12 protein-coding genes and 1 pseudogene are annotated in these 25605 nt (G+C 68.6%); 9 read left to right on the forward strand and 4 right to left on the reverse strand.

The features are described 5' to 3' along the window. The first annotated feature begins 25 nt into the window (after window positions 1–25). From PSQ40_RS03295 to PSQ40_RS03335, 9 genes are all read left to right on the forward strand, one after another. The gene (locus PSQ40_RS03295) at window positions 26–1759 is read left to right on the forward strand and encodes an NYN domain-containing protein (protein WP_273948788.1); all 1734 of its coding nucleotides are present in this window, start codon (window positions 26–28) and stop codon (window positions 1757–1759) included. 75 nt (window positions 1760–1834) lie between these two features. Further along, entirely contained in the window at window positions 1835–2776 is a 942-nt protein-coding gene (locus PSQ40_RS03300) for a class I SAM-dependent methyltransferase (RefSeq protein WP_273948790.1), read from the forward strand. Window positions 2777–2904: 128 nt separating this feature from the next. Continuing rightward, a complete protein-coding gene (locus tag PSQ40_RS03305) occupies window positions 2905–4761 on the forward strand; it encodes a mechanosensitive ion channel family protein (protein WP_273948792.1) in 1857 nt (618 codons plus the stop codon). 254 nt (window positions 4762–5015) lie between these two features. Continuing rightward, the gene (locus PSQ40_RS03310) at window positions 5016–6656 is read left to right on the forward strand and encodes a methyl-accepting chemotaxis protein (protein ID WP_273948794.1); all 1641 of its coding nucleotides are present in this window, start codon (window positions 5016–5018) and stop codon (window positions 6654–6656) included. Window positions 6657–7247: 591 nt separating this feature from the next. After that, entirely contained in the window at window positions 7248–9041 is a 1794-nt protein-coding gene (locus PSQ40_RS03315) for a mechanosensitive ion channel family protein (protein WP_273948796.1), read from the forward strand. Window positions 9042–9208: 167 nt separating this feature from the next. Beyond that, window positions 9209–10447 carry an EAL domain-containing protein gene (locus PSQ40_RS03320; RefSeq protein WP_273948798.1) on the forward strand — a complete coding sequence of 413 codons (1239 nt, stop codon included), beginning with the start codon at window positions 9209–9211 and terminating at the stop codon, window positions 10445–10447. Between the two features lie 120 nt (window positions 10448–10567). Further along, entirely contained in the window at window positions 10568–12388 is a 1821-nt protein-coding gene (locus PSQ40_RS03325) for an adenylate/guanylate cyclase domain-containing protein (protein WP_273948799.1), read from the forward strand. A gap of 199 nt (window positions 12389–12587) precedes the next feature. Next, the gene (locus PSQ40_RS03330) at window positions 12588–13544 is read left to right on the forward strand and encodes a phosphatase PAP2 family protein (protein ID WP_273948800.1); all 957 of its coding nucleotides are present in this window, start codon (window positions 12588–12590) and stop codon (window positions 13542–13544) included. Window positions 13545–13547: 3 nt separating this feature from the next. Next, a complete protein-coding gene (locus tag PSQ40_RS03335; protein ID WP_273948801.1) occupies window positions 13548–15545 on the forward strand; it encodes a S8/S53 family peptidase in 1998 nt (665 codons plus the stop codon). 226 nt (window positions 15546–15771) lie between these two features. On the opposite strand, the gene PSQ40_RS03340 is transcribed toward PSQ40_RS03335, so the two are convergent. The 4 genes and pseudogenes from PSQ40_RS03340 to PSQ40_RS03355 all read right to left on the reverse strand — a co-directional run bounded on the left by PSQ40_RS03340 (window position 15772) and on the right by PSQ40_RS03355 (window position 25098). After that, window positions 15772–16875, reverse strand: a complete 1104-nt coding sequence (locus tag PSQ40_RS03340) for a two-component system response regulator (RefSeq protein WP_273948842.1) — start codon at window positions 16873–16875, stop codon at window positions 15772–15774. Window positions 16876–16974: 99 nt separating this feature from the next. After that, window positions 16975–20436: pseudogene (locus tag PSQ40_RS03345) on the reverse strand (response regulator); the annotation flags it as partial. 103 nt (window positions 20437–20539) lie between these two features. Then, window positions 20540–23956 (reverse strand): hybrid sensor histidine kinase/response regulator, encoded by a 3417-nt coding sequence (locus PSQ40_RS03350; RefSeq protein WP_273948802.1) that lies wholly within the window; start codon window positions 23954–23956, stop codon window positions 20540–20542. Beyond that, complete coding sequence (locus PSQ40_RS03355) at window positions 23956–25098, reverse strand: FIST signal transduction protein (RefSeq protein ID WP_273948804.1); 1143 nt, start codon at window positions 25096–25098, stop codon at window positions 23956–23958. The genes PSQ40_RS03350 and PSQ40_RS03355 overlap by 1 nt, the downstream gene beginning before the upstream one ends. Between the last annotated feature and the right edge of the window lie 507 nt (window positions 25099–25605).

The raw sequence follows: 25605 nt of genomic DNA on the forward strand, positions 1-25605 counted from the left end.
GGGCTGCTATCCACCGGAGAACCCCATGGCGACCCCTCCCGACAACGTCAGCATGGCGCTGTTCTGCGACTTTGAAAACGTGGCCCTTGGCGTGCGCGACGCCAACTACGAAAAGTTCGACATCAAACCCATTCTTGAGCGCCTGCTGCTCAAGGGCAGCATCGTGGTCAAGAAGGCCTATTGCGACTGGGAACGCTACAAAGGCTTCAAAGCCACCATGCACGAGGCCAATTTCGAGCTGATCGAAATCCCCCATGTGCGCCAATCTGGCAAGAACTCGGCCGACATCCGCCTGGTGGTCGACGCGCTGGACCTCTGCTACACCAAGTCGCACGTCAACACCTTTGTGATCATCAGTGGCGACTCTGATTTTTCGCCGCTGGTGTCCAAGCTGCGCGAGAACAACAAGCAGGTGATTGGCGTGGGCGTCAAACAGTCCACCTCGGACCTGCTGATCGCCAACTGCGACGAATTCATCTTCTACGACGACCTGGTGCGCGAAAAGCAGCGCGCCCTGGCCCGCCGCCAACCCGCGGCCGATGCCGCCCCGGCGGCCCGCCGCACGCCCGAGGAAGAGCGCCACCGCAAGGAAGCCCTCGAAGCCCGCCGCACCCAAGCCGTGGAAATGGCCGCCGAGACCTTTGATGCCCTGATGGCGGAGCGCGGCGACAGCGGCAAGATCTGGGCCTCGGTGCTCAAGGAGGCCATCAAGCGCCGCCGCCCTGACTTCAATGAGAACTACTTTGGCTTCCGTGCCTTCGGCAACCTGCTCGAGGAAGCCCAGGCGCGTGGCCTGATGGAATTTGGCCGCGACGAGAAATCAGGCGCCTATGTGTACCGCAGCAGCGGGACCGGTGCCGCCCCCCTGCCCAGCCAGGCCAGCCCACGTGCCGACGGTGCGCCCGAGCGCCATGACCGTGCTGACCGCAGCGAACGCCCGGACCGTGGCGAGCGCAGCGAACGGCCCGAGCGGAGTGACCGCGCTGAGCGCCCGGCCCGCCAGGACCGACCGGACCGACCGGACCGCGCCGAACGGGGTGACCGAGGCGAACGGGGTGATCGCACCGAGCGCGGTGAGCGCCATGAGCGCCATGACTTCTCGCCCGTGCACGAGGCCCCTGAACGCCCCGTGTCGCGCTACTTCCCGCCCGAGGCCTTTGCCCCGGCACCGGCGCCCCAGTCGCTGCGAGCCGAGGCCCCCCCGGTGGACGATGACGCCCTGAACAGCGCCCCAGCCGACGTCGCCCGCCTGCATGAGGACGACGAGGCTCAGCCGCTGGCCCCCGATGCGCATGAGAGCCCGCTGACCGGCCGCCGTCGCGGCGGACGCGGCCGTGCCGAGGGCCGGGTCCGTGGCGCCACGCCGTTTGAGGGCCTGCCCCAGGATCTCGACGACGAGGCCTCTGCGCCCCCCTCGGCCGCCGCAGCGGCGGCCCCCGTCGCGCCCTCGCCAGCGGCCAACCCCGCCGAAGGCAGCGACGCCAGCGACGCCCCCCAGGCGGCCGCGGATGAGGGCCAGGCCCCCTCCAAGCGCCGCCCCCGTGGCGGGCGCACCCGGGGCAGCACCGCGCGCACCCCGGCCGCTGACGCCGCGCCGGCCAGCGAACCGGCTGCAGCTCAGCAGCCCGCCACCGCCTCGGCAGCCAGCCTGGAGGCCAGCGAGCCGGCCGCGCCCGTGGCCGACGCAGCGGCCAAACCGGCCCGCAAGACCCCGGCGCGCCCACGCCGACCGCGCGCGCCCCAAGCCGACCAGGGCTGACCGCCCCGAGCCCGGTTCAGCCGGCCTGCGGGCCGCTGATGCCGGGCTTTTCTTTTTGGATACCTGCCGACTGCCATGCAAGCCTTGCTCGACGCCATCGCGACGATGGACCTCAACCCCACCGATGCCCAGCGCGTGTTCCACGGCCGGGGAGGCCTGTACCCAGGCTGCGAGCACTGGGTGCTCGACGCCTTCCCGCCCGTCTGGGTGCTGACCAGTTTTCAGCCCGCCACCGAGGCCGAGCTGAGCGCCGTGCACGAGGCCCTGACCCAGCGCTGGTCCGCGCAGCCCGCCGATCGGCCCTTGAACTGGGTCTACCAATGCCGCCATGAGGGCCGCAGCGAGACGCGGCTGATGGCCGGTCAGGTGCCCGAGCCCCACCACGTCAGCGAAAACGGGCTGCAGTACCGGGTCCATGTGCTCAAAGGCCAAAACCACGGCTTGTTCCTGGACATGGCCGAGGGGCGGCGCTGGGTGCGCGAACACGTGCAGGCCCAGGTGGCCCGGCACCCACGGCTCAAGGTGCTGAACCTGTTCGCCTACACCTGCGCCTTCTCGGTGGTGGCAAGGCAGGCCGGCGCGCGCCAGGTGCTCAACCTCGACATGAGCCACGGCGCCCTGGCCATCGGGCAACAGAACCACCAGCTCAACGGCATCACCGACGGCGTGAGTTTTCTGGCCCATGACCTCTTCAGCACCTGGGGCAAGATCAACCGCGCTGGCCCCTACGAGCTGATCATCGTCGACCCCCCCAGCTACCAAAAAGGCAGCTTTGTGGCCACCAAGGACTACGCGCGCCTGATGCGGCGACTGCCCGACCTGCTGACACCGGGCGGCCATGTGCTGCTGTGCCTCAACGCCCCCGAACTTGGGCTGGCCTTTTTGCAGGACCAGATGCAGGCCCTGGCCCCCGAACTGCAATGGGTCGAGCGGGTGGCCAACCCGGCGGCTTTTGCCGACGTGTCACCCGAGCGCTCGCTCAAGGTGCTGGTGTACCGCGCCCCCGAACTGGGCTGACCTGCGCCCCTGGCGCGCCGCCCACGGGCGCCGAGCACCACGCCTTGACCGATGAGTCGATGAAACGCACCGTCTGCGCTTTATCATGGGCCCACGAGGCAAGCTCTACGAACAAGGCGGCGGGTGGGATGGACTTTTCACGGCATTCAGCGGACTTCAAGGCCTGGTGGGGGCCATCGGTGCGGCGCCACCTGATGGCCCTGGGCCTGCTCATCGCGGGCAGCATCAGCCCCCTGGCCTTGCACGCCGGTGACCTGGCGCTGGCACCGCCCCCCGCCCCTTTGTCACCGTCTTTGTCACCGCCGCCGTCGGCGGCCGCGCCAGCGGCGCTCCCCGCCGCCAGCAGCCCCCTGCCCGCCCTGGCGGCCACTGCCGCGGCAAGCGCGGCTGCACCGGCCCCCGGGCCTGCCGAGCTGAGCACCCTGAGCCTGAACCAGCGACGCATCGTCACCTTCCGCGCCAGCCTGCTCGGCGATTCGCCGGCCGACCGCACCGAGTTGGCCCGCGAAGCCCTGAACCAGGCCCTGGCCGCCGGCGGCCCGGGGCGGGTCACGCACAGCCTGCTCGACGGCGCCGTGCGGCTGGAGGTCGATGGGCAAGCGGTGTTCTTTCTGCTGCCCAGTGACCTGGGGGGCCCGCGTCCGGCCAGCCTGCTGGCCCCTGCGGCCCGCGAAGTGAGCCGGCGCCTGCAAACCGCCATCGATGAACACCGTGAAGCGACCGACCCGCGCAGCCTGGCGCGCGGGGCGCTGTATTCGGCGCTGGCCACCGGCCTGGCCTTTGCCCTGCTGCGCCTGCTGCTGGCCCTGCGCCGGCGCCTGACGCTGCGGCTGCAAAAAGCCCTCAAAAAGGGCAGTGGCCAAGGTGCCCTGGGCCTGGTGATGCAGGACTACATGGCGCACGCCCGCACGGCCACCCACTGGCTGGCGGGCGCCCTGACGGGCCTGGCGCTGTTGCTGCTGCTGGACGCCTGGGCCACCTTTGTGGTGCGCCAGTTCGCCTACACCCGGCCCTGGGGCGAGCGCTCCACAGCCTGGCTGATGGACCTGGGCCAGCAACTGCTGAACGCCGTGGCGCAGGCCGTGCCCAGCCTGGTGGTGGCGGTGCTGATCTTTTGGCTGGCCCGCCTGGGCACGCGCCTGCTGTCGGGCTTCTTGGCCCGGGTGGAGCGCGACGAAGTTCACCTGCCCTGGCTCGACGCCGACAGCGCCATGCCCACCCGCCGCCTGGGCAACCTGGTGATCTGGCTGTTTGCGCTGGCCATGGCCTACCCGTACTTGCCCGGGGCCAACAGCGAGGCCTTCAAGGGCGTCACGGTGCTGGCGGGCCTGATGCTGTCGCTGGGCGCCTCGAGTGTGGTGGGCCAGGCCCTGTCGGGACTGACCTTGCTGTATTCGCGCTCACTGCGGGTGGGTGAGTACGTGAAGATGGGCGACACCGAGGGCACCGTGGTGGCCTTGGGCCTGTTCACGACCAAGGTGCACACCGGCATGGGTGAGGAGGTCAGCGTGCCCAACACGGTGGTGTTCAACCAGCCGATCCGCAACTTCTCACGCTTGGTGGCCGACGGGCAGTTTGTCATGCACACCGCCGTCACCATCGGCTACGCCACGCCGTGGCGGCAGGTGCACGCCATGCTGCTCGAAGCCGCTCGCCGCACGCCCGGGGTGGCCACCGAGCCCGCGCCCTATGTGGTGCAAACCGCGCTGTCCGACTTTTACGTCGAATACCGCCTGTGCGCGCAGAGCAACAAGCAGGCGCCGCATCGGCGTGCCGAGGCCATGAGCCAGTTGCACACCCACATCCAGGACGTGTTCAACGAAATGGGGGTGCAGATCATGTCGCCGCATTACCTGGCCGACCCACCCGAGGCGCAGGTGGTGCCGCCCGGGCCCTGGGCCTCCCCGCCCGGGGGCGCCGTGCCCCAGCCGCCCGAAGCGCCCCATCCCCCTCAGACCCGCACCAAGCCCCAAGACCCGGCCTGAGCGCCTGACGTCACCGCGGGCCCAGGCAGAGGCCGGGCCTCAGCGAACCAGACGGTGCCCGCCCCCGGGCGGGACGCGGATCTGGCGGACGGTGGGGGTGGATTCGGCCGATGACATCGGCAGCCCGAATCGTGGCGGGCCACCACCCAGAATATGATATTAAAATACCAATCGGAGTATATTGTCACATTTGAAGCGTTATTTTTCGCCTTTCATCGCTAAAATGCGGCCATCAAATGCTGAATATGAACCTCATGGCGTTTCAACAACTCTCGCTCTCGCGCAAGCTCACGCTGTCGTTCTCGGTGCTGGTGGCCATCCTGCTGGCCGTTTCAGCCCTGTCCTTGAGCAGTCTGGCGGAGTCTCAGCGCGATTTCGACAACTTTGTCACCGATGAGTTCAGCCGGGGTGGCCTGGCCCGCGACGTGCGGGCCGCGGCGAGCGCCCGCGCCATTGCAGCGCGCAACCTGATTGTGCTGACAGGACCCGAGGACGTGCGGGCCGAAAACGAGGCTGTGAGGGCGGCGCACGAGCGGGTGCAAGGCAGCCTGGCCAAGCTCAAGACCGCGGTCGCCAACACCCAGGGCGTGACAGCGGAAGAGCGCGAAATCCTCGACAAGCTCGAGAAACTCGAGGCCCGGTACGGACCAGTGGCGATGGACATCGTTGCCAAGGCCCTGGCCGGACGCAAAGAGGAGGCGATCACCAAAATGAACGAGGAATGCCAGCCCCTGCTGAAGCAACTCATCGCCACCACCACCGAGTACTCGAGGATGATTGCCAGCGCCGGTGCTCAGGAGATCAAGCAGTCGGCCGAGCGCTTTCGCAGCAAACGCCTGGTGTTGCTGCTGAGCTCGCTGGGCGCGGTGCTGGCCGCGATCGGGCTGGCCACCTTGATCAACCGCAGCCTGATGCGCTCGCTGGGGGCCGACCCGTTGGTCCTGCGCGCGGCCGCCAAACAGGTGGCCTCAGGTCATCTGGGGCCGGTGGCGGGCAGCGCCACCGCCCCGGCCAACAGCGTGCTGGCCTCGCTCGGTGAAATGCAGGCAGGGCTCGCTGGCATCGTGACCCGCGTGCGTGAATCGGCGCTGTCCATCGAGAACGGAGCGCGCGAGATCGCCGCCGGCAACACCGATTTGTCTCAACGCACCGAACGACAAGCGGCCGACCTGCAGCAATGCACGTCGTCCATGGGCCGCATGACCGCGTCGGTGAAGCAAAACTCCGACACCGCCGTGCAGGCCAGCGATCTGGCAGCCACGGCCAAAACCGCCGCCGAGCGCGGTGGTGCGGTGGTGGGCCAGGTCGTGGACACCATGGAGGACATCACCGCCAACTCGCGCAAGATTGCCGACATCATCAGCGTGATCGATGGCATCGCCTTCCAGACCAACATCCTGGCCTTGAATGCGGCCGTGGAGGCCGCCCGCGCGGGTGAGCAAGGGCGGGGCTTTGCAGTGGTTGCCGGGGAGGTGCGCACCTTGGCCCAGCGCAGCGCGCAAGCCGCCAAGGAGATCAAGACCCTGATCTCCACCAGTGTGGAGAAGGTCGAAGCCGGTGCCGAACTGGTCAACACCGCGGGCTCGGCGATGTCGGAGATCCTCGGCGAGGTCAAGAGCGTGGCCGACCTGATCGGCGAGATCAGCTCGGCCAGCCGCGAACAGGCGCACGGCATCGGGCAGATCGGTCAAGCCGTGGGCCAGGTCGACGACGCCACGCAGCAGAACGCCGCCCTGGTCGAACAAATGGCCGCCGCCGCCAGCAGCCTGAACCGGCAGGCCCATGCCCTGGTGGAGTCGGTGGCCTTTTTCCAGGTCGAAACGGCCCGGGGCACCGGCCGCTCGGCCCACCTGTCAGGGCCGACAAGCCCCGGTCGCCTGGCCCTCGCGGGCTGAGGCCCCGACCCAGGCGCTTTCAGGCGCTTTCAGGCGCGTTACCCAGGCGCTCAACGCGAGCGCTGGCCCCCAGTGGGCCCGGGCCCCGCCGGCGCCCCCAAGGGCGGGGGCGGCGCCACTCGCCACGCCCTTGGGGCCGTCCGAAGCGCGGGCCCCCGCCCAGCGCCTTCATCCCCCTGGCGCACAGCCGCCGCGCGGGCCCCGCGCCCAAGTCATCGCCACCGCCACCGCGACCGCCACGGCGAATGCGACTGCGACTGCGACAGTCCCCCACCCACGGGCCCGGCGGGCGGACAACCCGCTCGTCTGGCGCCCCGGACGGCCTGGCCAACACCCCGCATCAATTGGTTCGGAGCCCTTACAAATTCGGCCCCCCGAGCGGGCGTCCATCGGCCTGGGCTGAACCTATCATCGGGGCCCCCATGACGGCCTCCCAAGGCATTGGCACCGATGAAGCTGACCCTTTGCGCCCCCGGACGCCACCCAATCAATGCCCCCATCGCGCTGTCGGCAGGCCCCAGCCCTGGCGAGCGGGCGCGGGCCCAAGCCAGACCGGGCAGCCACGCGCGGGCCCCCTGGCTTGACCATTTGTTGGGTCTGTTCCTCCTTTTCCGCCCGGCCCATCTGAGCCAACTGGCACTGTGCCTGGGTCTGGTGGGGATGTGGGGCTTGGCCGAGTCGGCCAAGCTGCCCGCCGCCCAGGCCACCCCACCGTCCGCCACCCAGGCGGCGGCGCCGCCCGCCACCCCGGTCCAAGCCCTGCCCCCGGGCAACACCACCAGCGCCGTCAGCGCGGTCACCACCGGCACCGCTGGCGCCACCTTGCGGTTGAACCACCGCACCATCGTCACCTTCCGGGCTTACACAGCCACCGAGACGCCCGCGGACCGCGCCGCACTGGCCCACGAGGCCCTGATCGAAGCGCTGGCCACCGGCGGCCCCGTGTCGGTGACCTACCAGGCGGTCAAAGAGCAACTGCGCTTTGACGTCAATGGCCAAGCCGTGCTGTGGGTTCTGCCGGCCGACCTGGGCGGCGGGCGGCCCACGCGCCACCTGGACGTGGCAGCGCGCGAAGTGCAGGCGCGCCTGCAGCAGGCGGTCGACGAGTACCGCGAAGCGCGTGACCCGCGGGCCCTAGCGCTGGCCAGCCTGTACAGCGTGCTGGCCAGCGCGGTGAGTCTGGGGTTGCTCTATCTGTTGCTGGTGCTGCGCCGACGCTGGACCCGCCAATGGCACGAGGCCCTGAGCCACACCGCGGTGCACAGCTCGCTGGCCCTGTTCATGCGCGAATACCTGACCCACACCCAGACCGCGGTGCAGTGGCTGAGCCGGGCACTGGCGCTGGCGTTGGCGCTCCTGGTGCTGGACACCTGGGTCACCTTTGTGTTGCGCCAGTTCGCCTACACCCGGGCCTGGGGGGAACGCAGCAGCGAGCGGCTGCTGGGCCTGTTCAGCCAGTTTGCCTCGGCCGTGGTGGACGCCTTGCCCAATTTGTTGATTGCGCTGTTGATCGCTTGGCTGGCCCGGCTGGCGGTCCAGCTGTTCTCGGCCGTGATGGAGCGGGTTGAGCAAGGCGAACTCAGCCTGGGCGCGGTGGACGCCGAGATCGCCGTGCCGACCCGACGCATCGGCAACCTGCTGATCTGCCTGTTCGCGCTGGCCATGGCCTACCCCTACCTGCCGGGCTCGGGCAGTGAGGCCTTTAAGGGCCTGACCGTGCTGGCCGGCCTGATGCTGTCGCTGGGCGCCTCGGGCCTGGTCGGCCAGGCCCTGTCGGGGCTGTCGCTGTTGTATTCACGCTCGCTGCGGGTGGGCGAGTACGTGAAACTGGGACAAACCGAAGGCACCGTGGTGGGCTTGAGCCTGTTCACCACCCGCGTGCACACCGGCATGGGCGAGGAAGTCTGCCTGCCCAACAGCGTGGTGTTCAGCCAGCCGATCTGCAACTATTCGCGCCTGGTGGCCCATGGGCGCTTTGTCCTGCACGCCAGCGTCACGATCGGTTATGCCACGCCGTGGCGCCAAGTGCACGCGATGCTGATCGAGGCCGCACGCCGGGCCGAGGGCGTGGCCAGCAGCCCGCCGCCCTATGTGGTGCAGACGGGCTTGTCCGACTACTACGTGGACTACCTGCTGTGTGGCCAGAGCAACCAGGCGGCGCCCCAGCGCCGCATCGAGGCCATGAGCCAGTTGTACGCCCACATCCAGGACGTGTTCAACGAAATGGGGGTGCAGATCATGTCGCCGCACTACCGGGGTGACCCGCCCGCGCCCCAGGTCGTGCCCCCAGGCCCCTGGGCCTCGACCCAGGCCGAGGCGCGCGACTTTCTGCAGCCCCCCCAGGCCCACGGCCCGGAGAAGGCCCCCGCAAGCCCGGGGCCGTGAGCGCGGTGGCAGGACGCGGCTGGTGGACGCAGCGGGTGGCAGTCGGTGGTGACAGCAGGTCGTGACCGCGCCGGGTCAGTGTCTGATCAAGGGCACACGCTGATTGGATCACGACTGTTACGCCTTGAAACATCCTGCTATGCTGCCCGCAGCTAAGGGATCACACGATGGTTGATGTCTCCACGGGTTTCCAGCGGGAAACCTATGCCGCCAATGCAATTGTCTTTCGCGCCGGTGAGGCTGGAGAGGCGGCTTATGTCATTGACCAAGGCTGTGTCGAAATCCTGCTGGGCCCCGAAGGTGACCAACGCCGCGTCGATGTGCTGGCCACTGGCGCCATGTTTGGCGAAATCGCCCTGCTCGACGGCCTGCCCCGCTCGGCCACCGTGCGCACCCTGGTGCCCACCAGCCTGATCCGCATCGAACGCGGCCATGTCGAGGGCCTGCTGCGCCAGGCCGACCCGGTGGTGCAGTACCTGGTCAAGCTGCTGCTGGGCCGGGTGCGCAGCGCCCGCACCGATGGCCCGCCGCTGCTGGGCCTGATCCCCCAAGGCCAGGATGCTTTGTCCGAACTCGACCCCAGCGAGCAACTGCACAACGCCGCGGTGCGCACCCTGTCGCTGGCCCAGAGCCTGTCGGACGGCATCCGCCTGGGGCAGTTGGAGGTGCATTACCAGGCCATCGTGTTGCTCAGCGACCACGCGGTGGCCGGCTTTGAGGCCCTGGTGCGCTGGCGCCACCCGGTGCTGGGGCTGATCAGCCCCGACGAATTCATCCCGCTGGCCGAGAAAACCGGCCTGATCCACCGCGTGGGCGAGTTCGTGCTGCGCCAGGCCGTGGCCGACTGGGCCCAGCTGCGACCGCTGTGCCAGGCGGGCACGGGCCACATCCCGTTCATGAGTGTAAACCTGTCGGCGCCCGAGCTGTGCGCCCCCGGCGTGGTGCAGCGCATCCAGGCCTGCCTGGAGGCCCACCAGATGGCGCCCGAGGAGCTGCACATCGAGCTCACCGAGACCATCATCATCAGCAGCGTGGAAGTGGTCACCCATGTGGTGCAGGGCCTGCGCAACATGGGCGTGGGCGTCGCGCTGGACGACTTTGGCACCGGCTACGCGGGACTGGACTACCTGCAAACGCTGCCGTTCTCGTGCCTCAAGATCGACCGCAGTTTTGTCGAGCGCCTGCCCAACGGCGAGCGCAGTGTGCAGATCGTCAAGTCCGCGCTGGCCTTGTCCGATCTGCTGGGTTTGAGCACGGTGGCTGAAGGCATCGAAGACGCCGCCACCGCCGACCTGCTGCGCAGCCTCGGCTGCACCTATGCGCAAGGCTTTCACTTTGCCCGGCCGCAGCTCTGCCAGGCCCTGATCGGGCCCGGCCAAGTCCCCTCTGGCGAGGGTCGGTCATGAGGCCGACATGCGCCGGCATCGACCGTGACCCAGTAAAGTTACAGTTGCTACACTGAACCGTCTCCCATTGCCGTTTCACCCCACCGCCCCTGCCCAGCCCCTGAAACCGCGAGCGCCCACTTGAGTCTCCTGCATTTCATCGACCACGACCCAGCCTCTGGCCCCGACGGCCTGCTGCTGCCCAGCGCGCTGAAGGTCATCCTGGTGGTCGATCTGGTCGAGTCGGTGCGCCTGATGCAGGAGGACGAACACCACACCGTGCTGCGTTGGCACGCCTTCACGCTGGAGGCGCGTCGCCTGATCGAAGCCGGTGGAGGCCGCGTCGTCAAGAGCCTGGGCGATGGCCTGATGGCCGAGTTCGACCAGGCCCAGCACGCGGCGTCGGTGGCCTTGCAACTGCACGCCCAAATGCAGGCGTCAGGCACCCCGGGCACGGCGGACGGCGAGCCGGGTCGCAGCCCGCTGGCGCTGCGAGTGGGCTTGAACGCCGCCCCGGTCTACCAGGACCGGGCCGACATCTACGGCCACGGGGTCAACCTGGCGGCGCGCCTGTGCGGCCTGGCCGGCCCGGGCGAGACGGTGGCCAGCATCAGCGTGCGCGACCTGCTGACCTCCGGCCTCGATGCCGAGCTGACCGACCTGGGCGAGTGCTACCTCAAGCACGTCGACACGCCGGTGCGTGCCTTCCGCCTCGGGCCCGTGGGCATCAACCCGGTGCTGCGCGATGTGAGCGAGGAGCAGCAATCGCTGCGCCCCACCGTCGCGGTGGTGCCGTTCCGCTCGCGCAGCGCAGTGGCCGAGGAATGGGTGATTGGCGAGCTGATCGCCGATGGCGTGATTGCCAGCCTGTCTCGCCACCCGGACGTGCGGGTCATTTCGCGCATGTCGACCCAGGGCCTGCGCGAGCGCCAGAACGGCCGTGAGATCGCCGACGCCCACCTCGGGGCCAACTACTTGCTGTCGGGCAGCTACGCGGTGATGGGCGAGACCACGCTGCTGATGGCCGAGCTGGTCGACACCCGGCAGAACCAGGTGATCTGGGCCGAACGCCTCAGCGAACCCACGCTGGACCTGCTGCAGGCCGACAGCCAGCTGATCGGTCGCCTGAGCCAGCTGGTGAACCGCCAGATCGTCAACACCGAGGTCAGCAAGACCCTGTCGCAGCCCCTGCCCCGGCTGGACAGCAACGCCCTGATGGTGGGGGGCATCGGCCTCATGCACCGCAGCTCACTGGCCGACTTTCAACGCAGCCGCGAGATCTTGTCGGTGCTGATCGAGCGCCATGGGCGCGTGGCCACGCTGCGCGCCTGGCTCGCCAAGTGGCATGTGCTGAACATCGTGCGCGGCCTCAGCACCGACCCGCAGCGCGAGGTCAAGATTGCCCTCAGCCAGACCCAGCGCGCGCTCGACCTCGACCCCGAAAACGCCCTCACCCTGTCGGTGGAGGGCCACATCTACACCCAGTTGCTGGGCGAGTTCGGCCTGGCCGAGCAGCGCCTGGACGCGGCCGTCAAGGCCAACCCCAACGAGTCGCTGGCCTGGCTGTTCAAGAGCGTGCTGTCGACCATGTGGGGCTCGGCCCCCGAGTCGGTGTCCGAGGCCTTATACGCCGAGGCGCTGTCGCCACTCGACCCGATCAAGTACTACTACGACCTGATCACCGCGTCGGCCCTGCTGGCCAACCACGAACACCAGGGCGCGATCGATTACGCCCGCCGGTCGATCCGGGCCAATGCCCACCATGCGCCGGCCTACCGCGTGCTGCTGACCGCCCAAGTCGAGTTGGGGCACGCCGAAGAAGGACAGAAAACCCTGGCCCGGCTGCTGCAGGAGCAGCCCGGGCTCACGATCCAGAGGTACATGGCGATGGGCAGCGGGCAAAGCGTGACCCGCCAGCGCTGCATCGCCGCCCTGCGCGCTTTAGGTGTCCCCGACACCTGAGCGCCCAGACCGCCCGAAGGATCAACACCGAATTGAGTGCAAGTCGATCACTTAACTACAAGGAGTGGATGCCATGTCTGGAGGTTTTTCAGGGGGATTTTCCGGGGGTTTCTCGGGCGGGTTTTCAGGTGGGTTTTCGGGCGGCTTCTCAGGGGGCTTTTCCGGCGGGTTCTCGGGTGGGTTTTCAGGCCAGCCCGGGGTGCCCACCGAGTTGTTGTCGGCCTCGCTGACCAACAGCCGGGCCGCGCTGGTGGGCAGCTATGTGCCGCTCGACGCGCCCCCCACCCTGCCGCCGGTGGACGGGGCCCACGCCTTGACGCGCAGCCTGCCCCCCGCGCGCGTGGCCACCGTGACCTTCGAGATGCTCTCGGGCCTGGCGTTTGAGCACCATGCCCAGCACATCGCGCTGGTGTTCCATGCGCCGGGTGCGGCGCCCGTCGAGGTCGTGCGCCTCACCCGCCCCTCGGCCGAGACCTTCCGGGGCCAGCTGGACCTGGTGGCCAACTACGCCGAGCTGCGCGACGACCGCGGTGGCGAGATCCTGTCCCAGGCCCAGGGCGCGCTCGACTATGTCGCCACCATCGTGGGCCTGAGCCCGGACAAACACAAACGCACCCTTGAATGGCTGAGCGCCGCCTTGTCGCTGGCCCAGTTGGTCGAAATGCGCTTCAAGTTGGGCTTCGACGTGCCCCGCCCGGTGCAACTGTCGGCGCAGATCCAGCCCATGGTGCCGACCCCGGCCCACGCCAGCTGGCCCAGTGGGCACTCGACCGAGACCCACCTGATGGCCGCCTTGCTGACGCACCTGCGACCCGGCCACCCGCGCGCCGCCGAGCAGCTGAACCGGCTGGCCGCTCGTGTGGCCGTGAACCGCACGGTGGCCGGCCTGCACTACCCGGTGGACTCGGCCGCGGGTCGCCTGCTGGGCACCAGCCTGGCCGAGTTCGTGGTGGCCCGCAGCGTGGCCCAATCGCCCTTCCATGGTCGCCACTTCGACGGCCCGGCCTACCCCCCCGAAGCCGACTTTGACCCCCGCCTGCCCCTGCAAGGCGATGACGCGCCGCCGTACTACCGCTACCACGCGGCCAGCACGCCGCTGGCCACCTCGGGCTGGCTCAGCAGCCAGTGGCAACTGGCACTGGCGGAATGGGCCTGAACCATGAAGCCCGTCACCCCTCCCCCGGACCCGTCGTCACTGCAGTGGTCCGCGCTGCCGCGTGGCCGCTTCACGGGCCTTGACTGGAACGACCGTGCCCAACGCGAAGGTGCTGACCCGTACCTGATCTGGGCCGAAACCGTGGGCCTGTCCACGCAACGCCGCTCCCCTGGCCACGCAGGCCCGCAACGGCTGAGCCTGCTGATCGAGCTGGCCCCCGACTGCAGCCCCTTGCAGTTGCAGGCCGCGGCCGGTGAATGCCTGCGCATTCCCGACCTCTACACCCGCCCCACCGGCCCGCTGCAAGCGGCCTTGCGCTACTGCACCGCCGAGGCCAGCCCCGCGTTTTTTGCCCGCAGCCAGGGTGACCTGGCGCCGCTGCTGCGCCGCTACGAGCTGTCGATGGCGCGGGGCACGCCCGACGGTGCTGCGCGCGTGGCCAAACGCCCGCCTTGCGCCAGCGGCCCGGACAGCGCGCCCGGCCTCAGTGGCAAGGTGCTGGGCGTGATCGACGGTGGCCTGGCCTTTGCGCACCCGCGCTTCAGGGCCCCCGCGGCCCAGGGCGGCGGCACGCGCGTGGCGTATTTCTGGTGCCAGGACCCGCTGCCGCAGCAGGCGCCCCCGCCGGGCCTGCACTATGGCAGCGAGATCACCGCCGAAGAGATCAACGCCGCCGTGCAAGCCAGCGTGCAGCACGGGCAAGACGACGAGGCCCAGGTCTACCGCCAGTTCGGCATGGGCCTGGCGATGGACAAACGGGTCAACCACGGCACCCATGTGCTGGACATCGCGGCGGGCCCGCGCACCGTGAGCGCCAGCGTGGCCGGCCTCAACGAGCGCCAGACCTGGGAGCCCCTGGCGCCCCCGAGCTGGCGCCTGGCCGATGACGAAGCCAGCCGCTGCCCCATCGTGGCCGTGCAGCTGGACCACGCCACCGTGCAGGACACCTCGGGCGGATCGATGCGGGTGCACCTGCTCGACGGGCTGATGTACATCCTGTCCTGCTGCGACGCCGAGGCCGAGGTGGTGGTCAACCTGAGCTGGGGCACGCTGGCCGGTCCGCACGACGGCAGCAGCCTGCTGGAACGCGCCATGGACCAGCTGGTGGCCCTTTGGCCGGGCACCCTGACCCTGGTGCTGCCCACCAGCAACGCCTACCAGGGCCGCACCCACGGCAACGCCCCGGTGCTGCCGGGCCAGACCTTGTCGCTGGGCTGGCGTTGCGTGCCGGGCGACCCCACGCAGAACTTCCTGGAATTGTGGTTGCCCGCCGCGGCCGCGCCCCACCTCGAGTTGACCCTGCAGGTGCCCGGCCTGGGGAGCCTGCCGCCGCTGCGGGTCGGCGACGCCGGTGTGTGGCGCAACGCCAGCGGGCAGGCCCTGGCGATGCTGAGCTTTCCGCAGCGCAACGCGCGCGGCGAACCGGACTGCTGTGCCCTGCTGGCGCTGGCACCGTGCTTTTCGCTGCAGCCCGGGGTGGCCACCAGCCCGGCGGGCTTGTGGACGCTGAGCCTGCACAACCGGGGTGACGCCGCCTTCACCTTCGACGCCTACGTCGAGCGCGATGACGTGCTGCTGGGCCGGCGCGGCGGGCCGACCCAGTCGCGCCTCGAAGACCCGGACTACGACGTGGAAAAAACGCTGGACACGCGCCCGTTCCAGGCCCGACCGTGGCTGCGGCGCAGTGGCACCTTCAACAGCATTGCCACCGGGGCGCGCGTGATCAGCGTGGGTGGCACCCGGCTCCAGGCCAGCGACGCCGAGCGCTGGGCGCCCTACTCCGCGCCGGTCGACGACCCCGACCGACTGCGGGCCAGCCGCTCCCCGCTGATCGTGAAGGCCCCCCACACCCTGGCCCCGTCCGACGAAAACCCGGTCCTCCATGGCCTGCGTGCCGCGGGCACCCGCGCGGGGTCCACAGTGCGGCTGGTGGGCACCAGTGCCGCCGCCCCCCAGATCGCGCGCCTGGCCTTGAACCGCGTGCGCCGCCACCCAGGCTGAGGCCGCGCCTCACCCCAGCCCCGCCGGGGCCCCACCATGGGGCCCGGGGGCGCGGGTCATCGGGCCCTGGGCAGGCGCTGTCCGGCGCCTGCGCCCACGGCGTCGGTGCGCCCCAAGCGCCCAGCACCACCCGCCTCCCCACCTCCCGAGCCACCCCGAACAGTCCGTCGGGCCGGCGCCCGCACGGCGGCCCCAAAAGCTCGGGGCGCAGGGGCGGCCTCGGGGTTCAGTGGTCTGGGTCGGACAAGTTGATCGCGATGCGGCGGAACTCGTCCTCGACCTCCAGGAAGGCGTCGAACACCACCGGGTCGAAGTGCGTGCCGCGGCCCTGGCGCAGGATGGCCATGGCCTCGTCGTGGCTCATGGCGCCCTTGTAGACGCGGCGGCTGATCAGCGCGTCGTACACATCGGCCACCGCCATCAGGCGGGCCGACAGCGGGATGGCCTCGCCGACCAGGCCTTCGGGGTAGCCAGAGCCGTCCCACTTCTCCTGGTGGTAGAGCGCGATCTCCTTGGCCGGGGCCAAGAAAGGCAGGTTCATTCCCAGCGATTTCTCGGCCCGGTCGATGGCCAGGTAACCCAGCGTGGTGTGGGTCTTCATGATCTCGAACTCTTCCGGCGTCAGCTTGCCCGGCTTGAGCAGGATGTGGTCCGGGATGCCCACCTTGCCGATGTCGTGCAGCGGGGCGGACTTGTACAGCAGGTGGATGTAGGCATCGGTCAGCACGTTGGCGAACTGCGGCAGGGCCTGGAGCTTTTGCGCCAGGCACTGCACGTAGCGCTGGGTGCGCAGGATGTGGTTACCAGTCTCGTTGTCGCGGGTTTCGGCCATCGAGGACATGGCCAGGATGGTCACGTCCTGGATCGCCGATAGCTCGCGGGTGCGCTCGGACACGGCCTGCTCCAAGAACTCGTTCTTGTCACGCAGGAAATCCGCCATGCGCTTGAGCTGCAACTGAGCGGCCACCCGGGCCAGCACAACCGGCGGGCTGATCGGCTTGCCGATGTAGTCCACACCACCGACCTGGAAGCCCGTGGCCTCGGAGTCCGAATCGGTCTTGGCGGTCAGGAACAGCACCGGGATGTGGGCGCTGCGCGGGTCGGCCTTGAGGCGGCGACAGACTTCGTAGCCATCCATCTCGGGCATCATCACGTCGAGCAGGATGATGTCCGGCGCCGGGCTGGTGGTGGCAATCTGCAAGGCGCGTTCGCCCTTGCTGGCGACCTTGACCTTGTAGCGGTCCTTGAGCACGGCACTCATCAGCGACAGGTTTTCAGGCGTGTCGTCCACGACCAGCACCAGGGGCTTGTCGGTGGCGGCTTCCACCACCTTGACGGCGGCTGTGGCGGGTGCGGCCTCCTTCGCGGCAGGCGCCGGAGCGGCCGGCGCCGCACCGGGTGACAACTGCTGTTCGATGCTGGCCACCAGGGCCTGCAACTGGGCGTCCACCCGCGGCAGCATCGCGGGCACCTCGGGGCGGCGCTCGGGGGCGTGCAACACGTCTTCCAGGTCAGCCGCCGCGTACTGCAGGCTGTGGGCACCGATGTTGCCCGCCACGCTCTTGAGCGTGTGGGCCAGCAACTCGGCCGTGCCCCAGTCCTGCGCCTGGAGGGCGGACTGGATCTCACCCACCACATGGCGCTGCCCGGCCACGAACTTGCGCAGCAGCGACAGGTACAGGGGGATGTTGCCAATCGCTCGCCGCAGGCCCTGGCCCACGTCCAGCCCCGGAATCTGGATCACGGCGCCGCCCAGGCTGGCACTGGCCTCGGCACCACTGAGGCCCGCAGCGGCCGCCGCCCCCAGGCCCCCCAAGGCGCTCTGGGCCGCGCGGCTGGCCCGGCGCGCCGGCACCCAGCGCAGCAAGGCGCGCCACAGTTCCTCGGGCTCGATGGGCTTGGTGACAAAGTCCACCATGCCGGCCTCCAGACACAGATCGCGGTCCGACTGGCGCGCATTGGCCGTCATGGCAACGATGGGGATGTGCTGCAACTCGTCGATCTGGCGGATCGCCCGCGTGCACGTCACCCCGTCCATGACCGGCATCTGCATGTCCATCAGCACCAGGTCGTAGTCGCGCTCACGGATCTTGTCGAGCGCCACCTGGCCGTTTTCGGCCACATCCACCAGCAGTCCGGACAGCGTCAGCATGCCGGCAGCCACTTCCTGGTTGATCTCGTTGTCTTCGACCAGCAGCACGCGGGCACCGCGCAGCACATCGGCGGTGGCCGGGGCCACGGCCCCCAGGCTCTGGCCCGGGGCCTCGGCCAGCGTGACGGCCGACTTGCGCAGCATGCGACCACCCAGCACCTGCATCACGCTGTCAAACAGCAGCGAGGGGTTGACCGGCTTGACCACCAGGTTGTCGATGCCCGCGGCGAAGGCCTCCATGCGCACGGCATCGCTGTTGTCGGCCGCCACCAGCACGGTGCGCGGCGTGCGTTGCAGGACGCGGCGGCGCAGTTGGTCGGCCACTGCGAGGCCACTGAGGCCAGGCATCTTCCAGTCGAGGAACACCACTTCAAAGGGCTGCTGCGCGTCGTCGGCGGCCTGGATCATCTCGATGGCCTGGTCCCCCCCTTCGGCAAAGCTGACCCGGAAGGTCAGGTGGGTCAGCAACTGGCCCAGGATCTCGCGGGCCCGCGCGTTGTCGTCCACCACCAGCATGCGCTTGCCGCGCAGGTCGGGCTCGGGCCGCGGCGGCACACGCTGCAGTGAACTCTTGCCCAAGGTGGCAGTGAACCAGAAGGTCGAGCCCTGACCCAGCTCGCTCTGCACCCCCACCTCGCCGCCCATCAGCGCCGCCAGCCGCTTGCTGATCGCCAGCCCCAGCCCCGTGCCGCCGTACTTGCGGGTGGTCGACGAGTCCGCCTGCTGGAAGCTCTCGAACAACCGCTCCATCTGCTCCGGGCTCAGCCCGATGCCGGTGTCGCGCACCCCCAGCCGCAACACCACCTCGTTGTCGCTCTCGCGCTCTTTGCGCACCTCGATCGTCACCTCACCCCGTTCGGTGAACTTGACCGCGTTGTTGGCGTAGTTGATCAGGATCTGGCCCAGCCGCAGCGGGTCGCCCACCAGGTGCGTGGGCACGTCGGGGGCCACGTCGAACAGCAGCTCCAGCTCCTTGGCCTGGGCCTTCTCGCCCACCAGGTTGGCCACGTTCTCGAGCACCTTCTCGAGGTCCATCTCGATGTGCTCCACATCGAGCTTGCCCGCCTCCACCTTGGAGAAGTCCAGGATGTCGTTGATGATGCCCAGCAGGTGCTGGCCCGAGTGCTGGATCTTGTTGACGTAGTCGGTCTGCTTGCGGTCCAGCGGGGTTTGCAGCAGCAGGTGCGACATGCCCAGCACCGCGTTCATCGGTGTGCGGATCTCGTGGCTCATGTTGGCCAAGAACTCGCTCTTGGAGCGGTTGGCCGCCTCGGCCTCGGTGCGCGCCTGGCGCAGTGCCTGCTCGTCGCGCTTGCTCTCGGTGATGTCGGTCTCGATGGCCATGAAGCCCTGCAGCACGCCGTCGCCGTCGCGCAGGTCGTTGCAGCTGATGTCCACCCAGTACGGGGCGCCGCTCTTGCCGTAGTTCAGCAGGTCGACACGGAAGCCCTGCCCGGCACGCAGCGAACGCTTGATGTGCGCCACCGTGGCCGGATCGGTGTCGGGGCCTTGCAGAAAATGCCCGGGGCGCAGGCCGCGCACCTCCTCCAGCCGGTAACCCGAGATGCGGGTGAAGCCGTCGTTGACCCAGTCGATTTCGCCACGCGCGTTGGTGATGATCACCGCGTTGGTGGTCTCGCTGGCCACGCGCGACAGGCGGGTCAGCTCGCGCTGGATGCGGGTGTTTTCGGCCTGGATGCGGGCCGCCTCGATCAGCTGGCCGATGGTCACCAGCAGGGGGCGCAGAAAGTCCGTCAAACCCGGGGCGTAGGTGCCGCGCAGTTTGCCCACCCCGAGCAGGGCCACCAGTTCGCCCCCATGGTGGATCGGCACCGCCAAGAAGGCACTGAGCTGGGTCTCGCCCCAGACCAGATCGAAGGCGCCCTGGTTGTCGCCATGGCTGTCGCGCAGCACCGGCGTGCCCGACTCGAGCACACTGGCAAAAACCCGCTGCAGGCTCTTGAGGTCGTCGCTGCGGTCCTCGTCCTCATCAGCCAACTCGCCCGGCAGGCGGGTGGCGGAATGCGCATCCAGCGAGTGGATCGCCTGAATCTGCAGGCTCGGAAAGTCGTCTCCCAGGTGGAACACTTCGCCCAGAAAGCCCACGTCACTGCCGGTCAGGGCCAACAGCTCGCTGAGCAGGTTCTCGAACACCTGGGGCCGGTCGGCATCGCGGATGAACAGCGCCTGGGTGTCGACCAGCACCTCACCGAGGTGACGCGCCTGCTGCAGCGCCAGGGTTTTCTCTTGCAGCTTGTGCTGACCGATCTCCTGTTCGACGCAAGCGGCCAGGTCTTTGAGGGTTTGGCGCTCCTCGTCACTGAGCTGGCGTGGCTGATCGCCGATCACGCACAGCGTGCCCAGGCGGTAGCCGTCGGAGCTGCGCAACGGCGCGCCGGCGTAGAACCGCACATGCGGCGGGCCGGTGACCAGCGGGTTGTCGGCAAAACGCGGGTCCAGCAGCGCATCAGGCACTTCAAAGATCTCTGCCTGCAGGATCGCGTGGCCGCAAAAGGACAGCTCGCGCGGGGTCTCCTGGGCATCGAGGCCCTGGCAGGACTTGAACCACTGGCGCTCGCTGTCCACCAGGGACACCAGCGCAATCTGGGCCCCCAGTGCCCGGCAGGTCAGCCGCGTGAGTCGATCGAAGCGCTCTTCGGGCGGCGTGTCGAGCAGGCCGCTGATCTGCAAGGCAGCCATTCGGCTGACTTCATCGTGGGGTATGGCGGGGGCTTGCATGGGGCTACCTGAATCGGAAGGAGGCCGCGCAGGCCGGCGCAGCGTGGCGGGCGGTCACGCTGGGGGCTCGGCGGGCGGTCGGTGAATACAACGTTGTGGCCATTCAGGCACTTTGCCGCAAAGCGGCCAAAGCCGCTGGGAAATCAAAGCCCCGAATGCCGGACTCCACGGCCCGGTAGTTCGGGCCGAGGTGGCGTTTGAGCAAGGCGGCGTGCTGCTCCAGCCAGTCGCCCGCGTCGGGATCGTCGTCGGACAGCAGCACCGCCAGGCGGGCGCTGACCTCGCGGGCCTGCTGCGACTCGGCGGGGTCCGCGGCGGTCGGCGCAGCCGCGGCGGGCGTGGGCGACAACTGGGACTCGATACCGGCCACCACCACCGCCAAGCCCTGTTTGAGCTGGCCCGCCAGCACCAGGGCGGCGTTGGCGTCGCTTTGCTCATTGACCAGGTCATTGAGCTGGGTCGCCAGTTGGTGCAAATCGGTGGCACCGATGTTGCCAGCGACGCCCTTCAAGGTGTGCACCAGCATCTCGGCGCGCACCCAGTCGGGCTCGGCCAGCGCCTGCAGGATCTGGTCGGGCACCTCGCGTTGCCCGGTGATGAACTTGCGCAACAGCGACAGGTACAGCGGAATGCTGCCCATCACACGGCGCAGGCCTTGGGCCACGTCGAGGCCCGGGATCTGCAGCACCGAGCGGCTGAGGATCTGCGCCGGGTCTTCCTGGCTGGGCGACTCGGCCACCGGCTCGGCCGCTTTGGCCGGGATCCAGCGCAGCAGCACCCGGCCCAATTCTTCAGGCTCGATCGGCTTGGCCACAAAGTCCACCATGCCCGCGGACAGGCAGCGCTCGCGGTCGGTGTCGCGGGCGTTGGCCGTCATGGCAACGATGGGCAGGTGGGCGTAGTCGTCGAGCTTGCGGATCTCCTGGGTGGCGGTGATGCCATCCATGACCGGCATCTGCATGTCCATCAGCACCAGGTCGTAGTCTTGCTGGCGCACCTTGTCGAGCGCGATCTGGCCGTTGCCCGCGATGTCCACCAGCAGGCCCGACAGGCGCAGGATGCCGGCGGCCACCTCCTGGTTGAGGTCGTTGTCCTCGACCAGCAGCACGCGGGCACCGCGCACCTGGGTCAGGTCCTGCAGGCCCGAGCCACCGCTCCAGAAGGCACTCTTGCCCTGGCCCGAGCGGCGCGGGCCGGGGCTCTTGCCCAGCACCTCGATCACCGCGTCAAACAGCGCCGAGGGGTTGAAGGGCTTGATGATCAGGCCGTCGATGCCGGCCTCGCGGGCGCTGCTGCGGGTGTCCTCGCGCCCGCCGTGGCCGGCCACCAGCAGCCGCTTGGGCAGGCGTTGCAGCGCCAGTTGGCCGATGCGCTGCGACAGTTCGATGCCCGTGGTGTCGGGCATGCGCCAGTCCAGGAACACCAGGTCATAGGGCTGCTGGGCCGCCTCGGCTTGTTGCAGCACATGGAGGGCCTGGCTGGCGCTGTCGACGAAATCGACATCGAAGGTCAGTTGCGCCAACAGCTGACCGAGGATTTCGCGCGCCCGCGCGTTGTCGTCCACCACCAGCATTTTGGTGCCGCGCAGGTCGGGAATCTGGGGCCGTGGGGCCTGGGTCTGCAAGGATTTGCCCAAGGTGGCGGTGAACCAGAAGGTCGAGCCCTGACCCAGCTCGCTCTGCACCCCCACCTCGCCGCCCATCAGCGCCGCCAGCCGCTTGCTGATCGCCAGCCCCAGCCCCGTGCCGCCGTACTTGCGGGTGGTCGACGAGTCCGCCTGCTGGAAGCTCTCGAACAACCGCTCCATCTGCTCCGGGCTCAGCCCGATGCCGGTGTCGCGCACCCCCAGGCGCAGCACCACCTCGTTGTCACTCTCGCGCTCTTTGCGCACCTCGATCGTCACCTCGCCCCGTTCGGTGAACTTGACCGCGTTGTTGGCGTAGTTGATCAGGATCTGGCCCAGCCGCAGCGGGTCGCCCACCAGGTGCGTGGGCACGTCGGGGGCCACGTCGAACAGCAGCTCCAGCTCCTTGGCCTGGGCCTTCTCGCCCACCAGGTTGGCCACGTTCTCGAGCACCTTCTCGAGGTCCATCTCGATGTGCTCCACATCGAGCTTGCCCGCCTCCACCTTGGAGAAGTCCAGGATGTCGTTGATGATGCCCAGCAGGTGCTGGCCCGAGTGCTGGATCTTGTTGACGTAGTCGGTCTGCTTGCGGTCCAGCGGGGTTTGCAGCAGCAGGTGCGACATGCCCAACACCGCGTTCATCGGTGTGCGGATCTCGTGGCTCATGTTGGCCAGGAACTCGCTCTTGGAGCGGTTGGCCGCCTCGGCGGCCTCCTTGGCCTGGCGCATGCTGAGCTCGGCGACGCGCAAGCTGGTGATGTCGAAGTCGACCCCGATCATGTGGTCCACCCGGCCATCCGGGCCCATCACGGCGGAGGCGGCACAGCGCATGTAGCGTTCTTCACCCTGGGGCAGGCGGACCCGGAACTCAGTGCGGATGTCGATGCCCTCGCGCAGGGCGGTCTCGAAATCCATCTCCACACGGGCCCGGTCTTCGGGGTGAACGCGGTCGGCCAGCTCCTGGAAGCGGCCACTGAAGCCCACGGTCTCGATCTGGAACAAACGCCCCATCTGCTGGTCGATCCAGAGCGTGTCGGTGCGCGGGTTCCAGCCCCACACGCCAATGCCGGCGGAGCTGGTGGCCAGTTCCAGCCGACTGGCCGCCTGGGCCAGTGACGCCTCGATGCGCTTGCGCTCGGTGATGTCGGTGCGGATGGCCGTGTACTGGAACGGCCGGCCCTGCTTGTCCAGCGCAGGCACGATGCTGGCGGCCACCCAGTACAGGCTGCCGTCCTTGGCGCGGTTGCACAGCTCGCCCTTCCACACCTGCCCCGCCGAGATGGTGCGCCACAGGCCCGCATAAAACTCGGGCGGGTGCAGATCGGACTTGACGATGCGGTGGTTCCGACCCAGCAGTTCCTCGCGGGAGTAACCGCTGATCTCACAAAACTTGTCATTGGCGTGCAGGATCTCCCCCTGCAGGTCGGTGACGCTGACGATCGCGTGCTGGTCCAGCGCGAACTGCTGGTCGTCCAGTGCCCGGCGGCTGGCCTCGCGCTCGGCCACCAGATCGGACAGCAGGCCGGAGAGGTCTTCGAGGTTGCGGTCCAGCGGCGCGTCCGATGCCGCCTCAGGCAGCAGGTGGGTCACGGTGGCGTGCAGCGAGTCAATGGCCCGCTCGCGGCTGTGCAGTTCTTCGCGCAGGCGGTCGTTGACCTGGCTCATTTCTTCGGAACTGAGCATCAGGCTGCGCATGCGCAGCTCAAGGTCACGCTCATATTGCGCATAAGCCCCGTCGACCTGGGTCACCAGGTCGCCGAGGCCATGGAGCACACGCGCCAGATGGGGTGGCAAGCCGGCCGCCACGGTGGCCAGTTCGCCCCGCACCGCATCCCAGCTGAGCTCGTCCTCGACCCCGAGGGTGCGCTTGAGTTGCCGCTTCAGTCCCCGGTGCATCAAGCCGCCTCGTAGAGCGTGGTGATGGTCATGGTCTGGTTGTGCAGCTCACAGTTGCCCGCTTCGGCCAGGGGGCTGATCTCGCCATTCGAGTAAAAGCCGGTCAGCAAGGCGCGCGGGCCCAGCACCTCGCCCACCGAGGCCACCTCTTCGTCGACCTGGCTGCCCATCACCAACTTGCGCCCCACGCAACTGACCAGGATGGCCAGGGTGGCGTCGTGCCCGCCCTGCATGGCCCGGGCGGCTTCGGCGGCGTTCTCGGCGCCGTCGATCAGGCGGTCCGTGCTGGCCTGCATCAGCTTGAGGAAGCAACCCTGGGCCACTTCACCGGCCAGAGTCAGGCTGCCGCTGGCCTCGTCGACGGCCAGGATGGTACGGATCAGGCCGGTGCCGTCTTGCGCTTCATCGTGCATGGAAAACGGGAACAGCAGCCCCGAGGCGGGCAGGTCCTTGGCGTGGTCGCCCAGGTAGCGTTTGTAGATGGTCAGCGCCGGTTCACCGTCGAGTTCGTGCAGCACATTGCCCTCGGCCCGCGTGACGCGACGCGCCGGCCCAAACGGCACCCAGCCGCCAAACGAGCCATGGCCGAGGCGCACGGCCTCACCATACAGGCCCAGGGCCACCACGGCGCGGTCGGACACCCCGTCATTGCCGAGCACCCAGGTCTGGGTGAAGGCGCCGGCATCGGCCGCCAGGCCCCCGGTGATCGGCACCCCGGGCCCCAAGGCACAGGTCAGGCCCTCCACCAGGGCACTGCCGTTGAGCGCCACGCCAGGTCCGTACAACAGCACGCCCTGGAGCTCGGGCGCAGCCAGGTCGCGCCCCAGGCGCTCGCCGGCGCTGAACGAGTCCGCCATGGTGTCGGCGCGGGTGCTGGCCAAACGCAAGGTGGTGCGGTCAAATTTCACGGCCGTGACGACACACTGGCCATCGGACACGCCATCCGGGCTGATTTCACCCGCGGTGGAGCACCCCATCAACAGGGCCTTTGGAAAACGCGAGCGCAAGGCGCCATGGAGGTCAAAGTCGCTGAAGAACGGCACCGCCCCGAACACCAGCAACATCGCCGGATCCAGCCCCAGCAACTCGTCCAGAGCCGCCAGGTCCTGGCTCGAGCTCAATTTCACCTGTTGAACGCGCATCTTTTTGTCCTTGCTTGTCTTCGCTGTCTGCACGGTGCCCAGGCGGCAGCCACCGACTGGGCATTTCCAATGTAACAAATAGCAGCGGGCTTGAAACTGATCTTGATCGGATCGCGCCCCCGAAAAAGCACCCGTGCCAGTGCCTTGTGCGCAGAAACTGACACCCTCGGTCGAAAACCCCGCCATTCGGGGTTTGCCCAGCCTCCGAGCCCGCCACCAGAAACATATGAATCATTTTATATTGATTCATATGATTTTAATGCTATCAACAGCCAAATCAGAAATCAATTAGAGCCCTCAACCCGGCGCAGTTTTGTGGGTTGAAACAGACGCTTTTGGGCCCGGGCCGTGACGCACGATGCGATGACCCGGACCAAGCCCAAAAAAAAGGCCACCCGAAGGTGGCCTTTGTCAGGTGGGTCGCAACCGAACTGAAGATCAGTTCAGGGCCACCTTCTTGCCGTCCTTGTACGTGTACAGGGTGATGGCCGGGTTCTTCAGCTCGCC

The organism is Curvibacter cyanobacteriorum, from assembly GCF_028649475.1.
GTDB classification, from domain to species: domain Bacteria; phylum Pseudomonadota; class Gammaproteobacteria; order Burkholderiales; family Burkholderiaceae_C; genus Curvibacter; species Curvibacter cyanobacteriorum.